The organism is Shimia sp. CNT1-13L.2 (genome assembly GCF_024331145.1).
In the GTDB taxonomy this organism is placed as follows: Bacteria; Pseudomonadota; Alphaproteobacteria; order Rhodobacterales; family Rhodobacteraceae; genus Shimia.
The window spans coordinates 566078-577681 of record NZ_JANDJO010000002.1 but is presented as its reverse complement, the minus strand read 5'-3'; the positions used below and the strand labels follow the sequence as shown (position 1 = coordinate 577681).

Here is an 11604-nt window from a genome sequence, read left to right as displayed (position 1 = left end):
TGCCCGGCGCCCGCCAATTTCACCGCAACACTTCGTTAACCTCGCCACCACCGCACGGCCCGTTAACCCCGCAAACCCCGGCAGATCGCACCTCCGCAATACCGACGTAATACCGACGTTTTACCGCAGCACAAAATCCCCTGCTTCCAACGCGTTAACCCCGATTCCCCCAGATATGACACCGACGCACGCAATCCTCCCCCTTGCGCGCTGTCCCCCCACGGCCTAGCTCTTCCACATGACGCTCCGTATTGCCAACCTCGCCCTACTGGTCCTGTTTCCCATTGCATGGTTCGCCCCTCTCCTGCATGCGGGCCTCCTGCCGATCTTCGGCCTCAGCGAGATCTCCATCATCTCCGGCCTGCAATCGCTGTGGGACACCGATCCGACGCTCGCGCTGCTGGTCACCTTCCTCGCCATCTTCGCGCCCTACATGAAAACCATCGGTCTCGCGCTGGTCCACTTCGGCCTGATGCGGCGCAAGGTGGTTCCGGCCCTTGAAATCCTTGGCAAACTGGCGATGGCCGATGTCTTCCTGATCGCGCTCTACGTGGTCATCGTCAAAGGCGCGGGCCATGTCACGGTGCAGACGGGCTGGGGCCTCTACCTCTTTACCGGCGCAATTCTCGCCTCTATCGCGATAAGCCATTTGACGCGCCGCCGATAAGGGGGCAAAACGAGAACATGGCAAAATCAAAAACCCAGTTCTCCTGTTCCGCTTGCGGCAGTATCACCTCCAAATGGTCCGGCCGCTGCGAGGCCTGTGGCGAATGGAACACCATCTCGGAAGAGACCCCGCTCTCCTCCGGCCCCTCCTCGACCGCGCTTGGCACCGCCAAGGGCCGCACCATCCCGCTGACCGACCTGCGGACCGAAGAAACCCCGCCCCCACGCACCCACTCCGGCCTTGGCGAACTCGACCGCGTCCTCGGCGGCGGGCTGGTGCCGGCAAGCGCCATCCTCGTGGGCGGTGATCCGGGCATCGGCAAGTCGACCCTGCTCTTGCAGGCCGCATCACAATTCGCCCGTAGCGGCCTGAAAACAATATATGTTTCCGGCGAAGAAGCCTCGGCCCAGGTACGTATGCGTGCCCAGCGCCTTGGCCTGACCGAGGCCCCGGTCCAGCTCGCCTCGGAAACCAACCTGCGCGATATTCACACCACGCTGGAGGCGGAAAAACCCCAGCTGGCCATCATCGACTCGATCCAGACCATGTGGTCCGACAACGTCGGCTCCGCCCCCGGATCGGTCTCGCAGGTCCGTGCCGCCGCCCACGAGCTGACCTCCTTTGCCAAGCGCAAGGGCATGGCGGTGATCCTTGTGGGCCACGTCACCAAAGAGGGCCAGATCGCCGGTCCCCGCGTTGTCGAACACATGGTCGACACGGTGCTCTACTTCGAAGGCGAACGCGGCCACCAGTTCCGCATCCTGCGCGCCGTCAAGAACCGCTTTGGTCCTGCAGATGAGATCGGCGTCTTCGAAATGACCGGCGGTGGCCTCAGCGAGGTGCTGAACCCCTCCGCCCTGTTCCTGTCCGACCGCGGCGAACCCTCGCCCGGCTCGGTCGTCTTTGCCGGCATCGAAGGCACCCGCCCCGTCCTGATCGAACTTCAGGCGCTGGTCGCCCCCTCGCCACACTCGCAACCGCGGCGCACGGTGGTCGGCTGGGACGGCGGCCGCCTCGCCATGATCCTCGCCGTGCTCGAGGCCCGCTGCGGCATCCCCTTCACCGGTCTCGACGTCTATCTCAACGTCGCGGGCGGCATGAAGATCAACGAACCCGCCGCCGACCTTGCGGTTGCAGCCGCCCTTTTGTCTGCCCGCGAAGATAGCGCCCTGCCCGCCGATACGGTGGTTTTTGGCGAAATCTCCCTCTCAGGTGCCCTCCGCGCCGTCGGCCAGACCGAAAACAGGTTGAAAGAAGCGCAAAAACTTGGTTTCACAACGGCAATCGCTCCGAAAGGCGGCAAATCACCGGCGATTGACGGCATGAGCCTCAACCGTGTTGGCGATCTGGCAGGCTTTGTCGGGGACGTGTTCGGAGCAGGATAGCCGCGACAGGCGGCAACAGGGACGGGACAGGTATGGAAGGTTTCACGGTTATCGACGGCGTTGTCGCAGGCGTCATCATCATCTCGGCACTGCTGGCATACAGCCGCGGCCTCGTCCGCGAAGGCATGGCCATCGTCGGCTGGATTGCCGCCGCCATCCTCGCCTTCATGTTCGCGCCGCAGGTCGAACCGCTGGTCAAGGAAATCCCGGTCGTTGGCGAATACCTCGCCGACAGCTGCGAACTCTCGATCATCGCCTCCTTCGCCATCGTCTTTGCCCTGTCGCTGGTGATCGTCTCGCTGTTCACCCCGCTGTTTTCCTCGCTGGTGCAACGCTCGGCGCTTGGTGGCATCGATCAGGGGCTCGGCTTCCTCTTCGGTGTGCTGCGCGGCATTCTCCTCGTCGCCATCGCCTTCTTCGTCTACGAAACCATTGCCACCTCGCAGGCCATCCCCATGGTCGACGACAGCCGCTCGGCCGCCGTCTTCAGCCGCATGACCGACCAGATCGAAGACCGCGATCCGGCGCAGGCCCTTGGCTGGATCACAACCCAATACGAAGAGCTGGTTGGCGTCTGCGGTCAATAAAACCCGTCCCATCGCTTTCAAGGCCTGCGTCCCGCGCGGGCCTTTTTCTTTGCGCAACGTAAAAAAATACCTCCGCATCGGTTTTACCGATTGGTTAGAAAAGCGTCATCTGCCTGTGCCTTTTCAGGATGATCTCTTGTCCATCGACAATGGAGTTCCTCATGAAACCAACATTTGCAGCCCTGGCTGCCACGGCCTTCACCGCCATGGCGGCCCTCGCTTCTGCCAGCGACATCCACGTCGGCCCGCGCCCGCTCTACCTCGTGGACCGCATGCCCGAAGGTGAGCTGAAACAACAGCTCGCCGCCTGCGCCACCACCCCCCTGAAGCGCACCGATTTTTCCATCGGTCACCGCGGAGCCCCCCTGCAGTTCCCCGAGCACACCGTTGAATCCAACCGTGCAGCGGCCCGCATGGGTGCCGGCATTCTGGAATGCGACGTGACCTTTACCAAGGACAAGGAACTGGTCTGCCGCCACGCCCAGAACGACCTGCACACCACCACCAACATCCTCGCCAGCCCGCTGGCCGACACCTGCGTCGCGCCTTTCACCCCGGCCTCTGGCGACCAGAACGCCAAGGCAGAATGCCGGACCTCGGAAATCACCCTCGCCGAATACCGCACCCTGCGCGGCAAGATGGACGCCGCCGACAAATCGGCCACCACGGTCGAGGCCTACATGGACGGCACCGCCAACTGGCGCACCGATCTCTACTCGGTCGAAGATGGCACCCTGATGACCCATGCCGAGTCGATCGAACTGTTCAAGTCGCTGGGTGCCAAGTTCACCCCGGAACTGAAATCCCCTTCGGTCGAAATGCCCTTTGATGGCTTCACCCAGGAAATGTACGCGCAGAAGCTGGTCGACGAATACAAGGCCGCCGGCATCCCTGCCAGCGACGTCTTTGCCCAGTCCTTCAACCTCGACGACGTGCTCTACTGGATCAAGAACGAGCCCGAGTTCGGCAAGCAGGCGGTCTTCCTCGACGGTCGCTACAACGTCGAAACCTTCGACCACATGGACCCCGCCACCTTTGAGCCTTCCATGCAGGAGCTCAAGGATATGGGCGTGAACTACATCGCCCCGCCGATGTGGATGCTGGTCACCACCGAAGGCGACAAGATCGTTGCCTCGCCCTACACCAAAGCCGCCAAAGACGCCGGTCTCAAGCTGATCACCTGGACCCTCGAACGCTCCGGCCCGCTCACCAATGGCGGCGGCTGGTACTTCCAGTCGGTCAAGGAAACCATCGACACCGACGCCGACTATTTCACCATGCTGCACGCCCTGCATGAAGAAGTGGGAATCGAAGGTATCTTCTCGGACTGGCCCGCCACGGTCACCTACTATGCAAGCTGCATGAATCTGAACTGATCCACGTAGCCGCAAACCACCGGCGCGGGCCCTTTCGCGGCCCGCGTCGAATATGCACAACACCGCGACACTTCTGATTGTGATCCTTTCGTGACATACTGCGCGTGACCCCTTAAGAGGGGCCTCGAAACACGCCACACGGATTCGGAGCACCCACCTTGTCCAGCCCTATGCCACCTGCCGAAGGGGTCGTCGCACATCCGACGAAACGCACCTTCGCATCCGGCACCAAGACGGCACACAAGGCCCTCCCCCTCATCAGCGTGAAGCTTGTGGCCGACACATCGTCGGCCTCTCCCTTCAAAGCCCCGTGTCTGAGACACAGCCAACGTGAAATTGGAGCCAACCTATGTGCGGGATTCTAGGCATTGCAAGCCGGACCGATGAGGTCTTTGCGGAAATCTACGACGGCTTGCTGATGCTTCAGCACCGGGGTCAGGACGCCTCGGGCATCGTGACCTACACCGGCGAGAACTTCCGCGAGCGCAAGGAAAACGGCCTCGTCAAAGACGTCTTCCAGCCCTCCGACGCCGAAACCCTCCGCGGCCACATCGGCATGGGCCATGTCCGCTACCCCACCGCCGGCTCGCTCAGCGCCTCCGAGGCCCAGCCGTTCTTCGTGAACGCGCCCTACGGCATCTACCTCGTGCACAACGGCAACATTACCAACACCGAGGAACAGCGCGAAAAGGTCACGGAAAAATACAGCCGCCACCTGCGCACCACCTCCGACTCGGAAATCCTGCTGAACGTCCTCGCCGACAAGGTGGCCGACGCCATCAAGGTGAACGGCAATGCCGATCCGATCCGCAATATCTTTGCCGGCGTAAAAATGACCATGGAACGGGTCCAGGGCGCCTATTCGGTGATCTGCCTGATCGCCGGTGTCGGCATGCTCGCCTTCCGCGACCCGCACGGCATCCGCCCGCTTTCTGTCGCCAAGCGCGACGCAGAGGGTGACGGCGATGACTATGCCTTTGCCTCCGAAGACGTGGCCTTCGGCATCAACGGCTTCCAGAAGCTGCGTGACCTGAAACCGGGCGAAGCGATCCTGATCGACCTCGACGGCAACAAGCACGAGTTCCAGGCCGTCGAAGGCAAGCTCACGCCCTGTATCTTCGAATACGTCTACCTCGCCCGTCCCGACTCGCTGCTCGACGGGATCTCGGTCTACAAGACCCAGATGCGCATGGGTCAGGCCCTCGCCAAGCAGATCCAGGACTCCGACCTCCAGATCGACCGTATCATCCCGGTCCCCGACAGCGCCCGCCCGGTTGCGCTCGAGGTCGCCAAGGCCACCGGCATCCCCTACCGTGAAGGCCTCGTCAAAAACCGCTATGTCGGCCGTACCTTCATCATGCCCGGCCAGGCCGAGCGCCAGAAATCCGTGCGCCGCAAGCTCAACGCCATCCCGCTCGAGTTCAAGGACCACAACGTCCTGCTGATCGACGACTCGATCGTGCGCGGCAACACCATCAAGAAGATCGTCCAGATGTGCCGCGAAGCAGGCGCCAAGAAGGTCTATATCGCCTCGGCCTCGCCGCCGGTGAAATACCCCAATGTCTACGGCATCGACATGCCCACAAAGCACGAGCTGATCGCCAACGGCCAGACCATCGAGGAAATCCGCGAGGAACTTGGCGCAGATGCCCTGTTCTACCAGAACCTTGACGATCTGATCTGGGCGGCCCAGGAAGGCAACCCCGAGATCGACACCTTCGACTGCTCCTGCTTTGACGGCAACTACATCACCGGCTCGGTGTCGCCCGACTACCTCGAAGCCCTCGAAAGCAGCAGCCGCGTCAGCAAGAAGATCAAGGACATGCCGCAGCCCGGCGCGTCGTGGAACGCGCCCGCCGCGGCCTCGCACGGCTAGGGGACCAGGGCGATGACCCTTCTCGCCCTCGACGCCCGCTGGCGGCGTCTGCACGATGAAACCCGCGTCTGCCCGCAAAGCGGACGCCGGTTCAACGGCATCTTCGACATCGGCTACGATCACCCCGACAGCTGGCCGCACGGCGATCTGGCCGAGGCCGGCACCCCGGACCTTCAGGTCGGCGAAGATCGCCTCTCCAGCGATCTCTGCCGCATCGATGAAGACCGTTTCCTCAAATGCGTTCTCCCCCTGCCGATCCGCGGCAGCGACGAGGTGTTCTTTTTCGGCCCCTGGGCCAGCGTCCAGCCTGACACCTTCTATGCCTATATCGACGAAGCCACCGGCGCCGCCGACGGGTTCGAAGGCGGAGAGGCCTGGCTGATGAACGATCTCCCCGGTTTCGAAAGCGAAGACCCGATCGCCTGCGCCCTGCAACCGGGCGACGCCGGCCAGCGCCCCGTCCTGATCGCCCTCTCCGGCCCCTTGGCCGAAGCACAGGAAAACGGCATCTCCTTTGATCAGCTGCTCGACATCTACGCCGCCTCCGGCGATGACATCCGCCCGTTCCTGATGGCCGACTGACGCTCCAACGCGCCAGATTCCCCATGTTTCCTTGGGGTTTCAGCACGAATCCGCCCAAAATTGCTGCATCGCGGCAAAATCCCGCCATCTGCCTCTTGCGCTTTGCACGCACGCCTTCTAACTGCGCGCCCCTGCCCCATATGGGGCCAGAGCAACAACAGCAGATCACCACTCACATGACCGACACCCCCGACAACGTGGCCGCGCTGGCCACCGACAAAGGCGTGCTGAAAAACCGCGCCCGCCTGACCCTGATCGGGATCATGGGCCCGGAAACCAACCTGCGCGCCCTGTTCCTCCTACCCTCGGGCCGCACCCTTTCGGCAGGGCGCGACGACAAGACCCCGATGGGCCGCCTCGTCGGCGTCGACGGCACCAGCGTCACCCTCCAGCGCGGCGACAAGACCACGCGCCTGCACCTGCCGGGCTGACACCCGCTTCAATGCACCGCAAATACTCCCGCCGGAGACGCATCTGTCCGCACACGCCCACCGCCGTAATACCGACGGGATACCGACGCGATGCAGATCGGCAAATTCGCCCCCTTGACCTTTGCCGCACAAGGGCGCACACCCTCCCCATGACCGAGAAACTAGCCCTGATCACCGGCGCCTCCCGCGGCCTTGGCGCGGCCTTCGCCGAAGCCCTCGCCCCCGAATACCACATCGTCGCCGTGGCCCGCACCACCGGCGCGCTCGAGGAACTGGACGACAATATCCAGGCCAAGGGCGGCAAGGCCACGCTGGCCCCGATGGACATCACCAATATCGACGCGATGGCCCAACTCTGCCGCTCGATCCATGATCGCTGGGGCAAGGTCGACCTCTGGGTCCACAGCGCCGTCCACGGTGCGCCGCTCACCCCGACCAACCACATCGACCAGAAAGACCTCGACAAGGCCGTGTCGATCAACGTGACCGCCACCGGACGCCTGATCCCCTTCCTGTCTCCGCTGCTCGGTGATACCGGCCACGCTGTCTTTTTCGAAGACGACCGCGCCGGCCAAAAGTTCTTCGGCTCCTACGGTGCCACCAAGGCCGCGCAGATCGCACTTGCCCGCAGCTGGCAGGCCGAAACCGTGAACACCGGCCCGCGTGTGTCGATCCTGTCGCCAAACGGCATGCCCACCGGCACCCGCGCCCGGTTCTTCCCCGGCGAAGACCGCGAAACCCTGAGCAATCCGCGCGACGAGGCCGCCCGCCTTCTGGCCACCCTCGACCTCTGATCGCCTTGCACAAGACGCATTTCAGGCCCCGGATCACGCAACTGGTCCGGGGCTTTTTCATGCCCGCCGCGCCCGCATTCCCCCCTCAATGCGGCACCGGCCTTTAGCGCCGGTTAAAACCCGCTACAAAACGCGCCGTTTCCCTTGCCCGTCACGGCCTGGCCCCCTAGACAGAATGCAACGAACCACTGAGGTCAGCACCGGGGGCAGCCATGCGCATTCTCATCACCAACGACGACGGCATCAACGCGCCGGGCCTCAAGGTCATGCACGACATCGCCACCGACCTGGCCGGCCCCGACGGCGAAGTCTGGACAGTCGCCCCCGCCTTCGAACAATCCGGCGTGGCGCATTGCATCAGCTATACCCACCCGACCATGATCGCCAAGATGGGCGAACGCCGCTTTGCCGCCGAAGGCAGCCCCGCAGATTGCGTTATGGCCGGCATTCACGACGTGATGAAAGACAACCCGCCTGATCTTGTCCTCTCGGGCGTCAACCGCGGCAACAACTCGGCTGAAAACGCGCTCTATTCCGGCACCCTCGGCGGCGCGATGGAAGCGGCCCTTCAGGGCCTGCCCGCGATGGCGCTCTCGCAATACCTCGGGCCTGAAAACTACGAGATCGAAAACCCCTTCGAGGCTTCTGCCAAATTCGGTGCCGAGGTGATCCGCAAAATCCTCGACGCCACGCCCCCCAACCCAAGCGACTATGGCCTGTTCTACAACGTGAACTTCCCGCCGGTCCTCGCCGCGAACGTCAAGGGCACCCGCGTCGCCACCCAGGGCCTGCGCAAGGGCACCTGTTTCTCGGTCGAAGCCCAGGCTTCGCCAACCGGCCGTCGCTTCCTCTGGGCAAAGGGCGGCAACCAGCGCATCCAGACCGCGCCCGGAACCGATGCCGCCGCCAACCTCGACGGCTACATCTCGGTCACGCCGATGCGCGCCGACCTCACCGCCCATGACGCGCTCGACGCCCTGAAAGCCATCGAATGATCGACAACGCCGCCGCAGAACTCAAGATGCAATTCATGTTCGCCCTGCGCAGCAAGGGCGTCACGGATCAGCGTGTTCTGACGGCAATGGAAACCATCGACCGCGCCCCCTTCGTGCGCGGCATCTTTTCCGAACGCGCCTATGACGACACGCCGCTGCCCATTGCCTGCGGCCAGACCATCTCGCAACCCTCGGTGGTTGGCCTGATGACACAGGCGCTTGACGTGCAGCCACGCGACAAGGTGCTCGAAGTGGGCACCGGATCCGGCTACCAGGCCGCCATCCTCAGCCAGCTTGCCCGCCGCGTCTATACCATCGACCGCCACCGCCGCCTCGTGCGCGAGGCCCGCGCCGTGTTCGAAGCGATGGACCTTGCCAATATCACCACCCTGTCCGGCGACGGCAGCTTCGGCCTGCCCGATCAGGCCCCCTTTGACCGCATCATCATCACCGCCGCCGCCGAAGACCCGCCCGGCCCCCTCTTGGCCCAGCTCAAGGTCGGCGGTATCATGGTGGTACCCGTCGGTCAGTCGGACGCGGTCCAGAGCCTCATTCGTGTGCATCGCACCGAAACCGGCTTTGATTACGAAGAACTGCGCCCCGTGCGCTTTGTTCCGCTGATCGAAGGCCTTGCCCCCGATAGCTGATCTGGGGCATAGGCACCTATAACAGAGGCGCAAACGCCCGATCCTGGTACCAGTGCATTAACGCCTTCCGCGCAGTCAAGACGTGGCCGGCCTTTGAGGATATCGAGATGGCACCTTCGCAGAAACGTATTCCCGCGCGGCTTATGATGGCCGGTCTGGCGCTTGGCCTTGTGGCCGCTTGCGAGGACGGGTTCGACATCGACCTGCGCGGCGGGCTCGGTGCGGGGCTGGACACCACGACCGCCGCCAAGGCCGCCACCGCCGACCGCCCGCGCCCTGATCGCCGCGGCATCATCTCTTATCCGAACTACCAGGTCGCCGTGGCCCGTCGCGGAGACACTCTGAACGACGTGGCCGAACGCATCGATATGCCGGTCGAGGACCTGGCCCGCTACAACGGCATCCGCGCCGAAGACGAATTGCGCCGGGGCGAGATCGTGGCCCTGCCTTACCGCGTCGCCGAACCCTCGCCCGAAACCGGTGGCCGCGGTGTGGTCACCGCCCCCGAAGGCGTCGACATCGCCGCGCTGGCCGGTAACGCGCTGGACAGCACCGCGCCGTCCACCCCGGTCAGCACCGAGCCGCTGCAACCGGCCCCCAAGAACGCGCCCAAGGGTGAAACCGGATTCGAGCCGATCCGACACAAGGTCCGCCGTGGCGAAAGTGCCTTCACCATTTCGCGCCTCTACAACGTGACGCCGCGCGCGCTGGCGGAATGGAACGGCCTCAACAGCGATTTCACCATCCGCGAAGGTCAGATCCTGCTGATCCCGCCAGTTGACGCCAATGCGAAATCCGCTGCCAAGCCCGCCGCCGCGGCGACGGTCACGGCCCCAGGTCAGGGCACACCCACACCGACCCCGCCCAGTTCGACCAAGCCCCTGCCGGCCGCCGAAGCCCCGGTCAAGACGCCGCCCGCCCCCGATCTCGGCAAGGCGCAGAACACATCGACCTCTAAGATGGGCTATCCGGTTGATGGCAAGATCATCCGCCCCTACGCCAAGGGCAAGAACAACGGCATCGACATCTCTGCCCCCGCCGGCAGCCCGGTAAAGGCCGCCCGCGACGGCAAGGTCGCCGCCATCACCACGGATGCCGACAACGTGCGCATTGTCGTCGTGCGCCACGATGGCAACCTGATGACGGTCTACTACAACGTCGATGGCGTGAAGGTGGACAAGGGCGCCAACGTCAAACGCGGCCAGACCATCGCCGCCGTGCCCAAGAAAGACAACTTCGTGCATTTCGAGGTCCGCAAGGGCTTCGACTCGGTCGATCCGATGCCCTACCTCAAGTGATCCCGGCATGTCCCGGACAGCGTCCGGGACACCCGCCTCAGATCGTCACGCCGCGCCGTCCGGCCAGATCGGTGAAATACTGCCAGGCCACCCGACCCGACCGCGACCCGCGCGTGGCCTGCCATTCGATGGCCTCCGCCCAGAGCGTCTCCTCGTCGATCTCGACACCATATTCCCCGCAATAGCCGCGGATCATCTCGAGATATTCATCCTGCGAACAGGGATGGAAGCCCAGCCACAGCCCGAAACGGTCCGAAAGCGAGACCTTCTCCTCCACCGCCTCCGACGGGTTGATCGCCGAAGAGCGTTCATTCTCGATCATGTCACGCGGCATCAGGTGACGCCGGTTCGACGTGGCATAAAAGACCACGTTGTCAGGCCGCCCCTCGATCCCGCCATCCAGTACCGCCTTGAGGCTCTTGTAGTGCTGGTCGTCATGGCTGAACGACAGGTCATCACAGAACAAGAGGAACCGCTCGCCGCTGTCGCGCAACAGGTTCAACAGGCGCGACACGCTGGGAAGGTCTTCTCTCTGCAATTCCACGATCTTCAACCCCAGCCCCTGGCGCAGCACCTCGGCATGAACCGCCTTCACAAGCGAGGATTTCCCCATCCCGCGCGCGCCCCACAACAGGGCGTTGTTGGCCGGCAGACCGCGTGCGAATTGCAGGGTATTCTCCAAGAGAGTGTCCCGCGACCGGTTCACTCCGACCAGCAGGGACAGATCAACGCGGTTCACCTTGGCCACCGGCTCAAGACGGTCCGGCGCAACATGCCAGACAAAGGCATCCGCAGCCGCAAAATCCGGGGCCGCCATCGGTGCCGGCGACATCCGTTCCAACGCCTCGGCAATGCGGGTCAACGCGCTCTCATCCATGTTCTGGCCTCCATCATTCTCTGACGCTTGTCAAACCACGTTCCGACAGCCTCGGCAAGCCAGAGACGCACCCTTCCGCACTCGAAGCC

12 protein-coding genes are annotated in these 11604 nt (G+C 63.7%); 11 read left to right on the top strand and 1 reads right to left on the bottom strand.

The genetic code is table 11. The features are described 5' to 3' along the window. Nucleotides 1-238 precede the first annotated feature (238 nt). The 11 genes from NNA36_RS06495 (at nucleotide 239) to NNA36_RS06445 (ending at nucleotide 10638) form a co-directional block, all read left to right on the top strand. Complete coding sequence (locus tag NNA36_RS06495) at nucleotides 239-667, top strand: paraquat-inducible protein A (protein ID WP_255105450.1); 429 nt, start codon at nucleotides 239-241, stop codon at nucleotides 665-667. Nucleotides 668-684: 17 nt separating this feature from the next. Beyond that, nucleotides 685-2052, top strand: coding sequence for a DNA repair protein RadA (radA, locus tag NNA36_RS06490; protein ID WP_255105448.1), 1368 nt, complete (start codon nucleotides 685-687; stop codon nucleotides 2050-2052). A 32-nt stretch (nucleotides 2053-2084) separates the two neighbouring features. Further along, complete coding sequence (locus tag NNA36_RS06485; RefSeq protein ID WP_255105446.1) at nucleotides 2085-2639, top strand: CvpA family protein; 555 nt, start codon at nucleotides 2085-2087, stop codon at nucleotides 2637-2639. Nucleotides 2640-2845: 206 nt separating this feature from the next. Next, nucleotides 2846-4015, top strand: a complete 1170-nt coding sequence (locus tag NNA36_RS06480; protein ID WP_255105602.1) for a glycerophosphodiester phosphodiesterase family protein — start codon at nucleotides 2846-2848, stop codon at nucleotides 4013-4015. A 349-nt stretch (nucleotides 4016-4364) separates the two neighbouring features. Further along, a complete protein-coding gene (gene purF / locus NNA36_RS06475) occupies nucleotides 4365-5891 on the top strand; it encodes an amidophosphoribosyltransferase (RefSeq protein ID WP_255105443.1) in 1527 nt (508 codons plus the stop codon). Nucleotides 5892-5903: 12 nt separating this feature from the next. Continuing rightward, complete coding sequence (locus NNA36_RS06470; protein ID WP_255105441.1) at nucleotides 5904-6473, top strand: DUF2199 domain-containing protein; 570 nt, start codon at nucleotides 5904-5906, stop codon at nucleotides 6471-6473. A 176-nt stretch (nucleotides 6474-6649) separates the two neighbouring features. Beyond that, nucleotides 6650-6904 carry a hypothetical protein gene (locus NNA36_RS06465; protein WP_255105437.1) on the top strand — a complete coding sequence of 85 codons (255 nt, stop codon included), beginning with the start codon at nucleotides 6650-6652 and terminating at the stop codon, nucleotides 6902-6904. 149 nt (nucleotides 6905-7053) lie between these two features. Further along, nucleotides 7054-7698: an SDR family oxidoreductase gene (locus NNA36_RS06460; protein ID WP_255105434.1), complete on the top strand. Its 645-nt coding sequence runs from the start codon at nucleotides 7054-7056 to the stop codon at nucleotides 7696-7698. A 212-nt stretch (nucleotides 7699-7910) separates the two neighbouring features. Beyond that, the gene (surE, locus tag NNA36_RS06455) at nucleotides 7911-8693 is read left to right on the top strand and encodes a 5'/3'-nucleotidase SurE (protein ID WP_255105432.1); all 783 of its coding nucleotides are present in this window, start codon (nucleotides 7911-7913) and stop codon (nucleotides 8691-8693) included. Continuing rightward, the gene (locus tag NNA36_RS06450) at nucleotides 8690-9340 is read left to right on the top strand and encodes a protein-L-isoaspartate(D-aspartate) O-methyltransferase (RefSeq protein WP_255105430.1); all 651 of its coding nucleotides are present in this window, start codon (nucleotides 8690-8692) and stop codon (nucleotides 9338-9340) included. Before surE ends, NNA36_RS06450 begins: the two co-directional genes overlap by 4 nt. Nucleotides 9341-9447: 107 nt before the next feature. Further along, nucleotides 9448-10638, top strand: coding sequence for a peptidoglycan DD-metalloendopeptidase family protein (locus NNA36_RS06445; RefSeq protein ID WP_255105428.1), 1191 nt, complete (start codon nucleotides 9448-9450; stop codon nucleotides 10636-10638). Nucleotides 10639-10675: 37 nt separating this feature from the next. Here the strand turns inward: NNA36_RS06445 and NNA36_RS06440 are convergent, their stop codons facing one another. Further along, nucleotides 10676-11515: an ATP-binding protein gene (locus tag NNA36_RS06440; RefSeq protein WP_255105426.1), complete on the bottom strand. Its 840-nt coding sequence runs from the start codon at nucleotides 11513-11515 to the stop codon at nucleotides 10676-10678. Between the last annotated feature and the right edge of the window lie 89 nt (nucleotides 11516-11604).

Bases quoted from the DNA above. Each gene is read 5' to 3' on its own strand.
- radA (WP_255105448.1), top strand. From the start codon at position 685: ATGGCAAAATCAAAAACCCAGTTCTCCTGTTCCGCTTGCGGCAGTATC.
- NNA36_RS06440 (WP_255105426.1), bottom strand. From the start codon at position 11,515: ATGGATGAGAGCGCGTTGACCCGCATTGCCGAGGCGTTGGAACGGATG.
- NNA36_RS06450 (WP_255105430.1), top strand. From the start codon at position 8,690: ATGATCGACAACGCCGCCGCAGAACTCAAGATGCAATTCATGTTCGCC.
- NNA36_RS06495 (WP_255105450.1), top strand. From the start codon at position 239: ATGACGCTCCGTATTGCCAACCTCGCCCTACTGGTCCTGTTTCCCATT.
- NNA36_RS06465 (WP_255105437.1), top strand. From the start codon at position 6,650: ATGACCGACACCCCCGACAACGTGGCCGCGCTGGCCACCGACAAAGGC.
- NNA36_RS06445 (WP_255105428.1), top strand. From the start codon at position 9,448: ATGGCACCTTCGCAGAAACGTATTCCCGCGCGGCTTATGATGGCCGGT.
- NNA36_RS06485 (WP_255105446.1), top strand. From the start codon at position 2,085: ATGGAAGGTTTCACGGTTATCGACGGCGTTGTCGCAGGCGTCATCATC.
- purF (WP_255105443.1), top strand. From the start codon at position 4,365: ATGTGCGGGATTCTAGGCATTGCAAGCCGGACCGATGAGGTCTTTGCG.
- NNA36_RS06480 (WP_255105602.1), top strand. From the start codon at position 2,846: ATGGCGGCCCTCGCTTCTGCCAGCGACATCCACGTCGGCCCGCGCCCG.
- NNA36_RS06460 (WP_255105434.1), top strand. From the start codon at position 7,054: ATGACCGAGAAACTAGCCCTGATCACCGGCGCCTCCCGCGGCCTTGGC.
- surE (WP_255105432.1), top strand. From the start codon at position 7,911: ATGCGCATTCTCATCACCAACGACGACGGCATCAACGCGCCGGGCCTC.
- NNA36_RS06470 (WP_255105441.1), top strand. From the start codon at position 5,904: ATGACCCTTCTCGCCCTCGACGCCCGCTGGCGGCGTCTGCACGATGAA.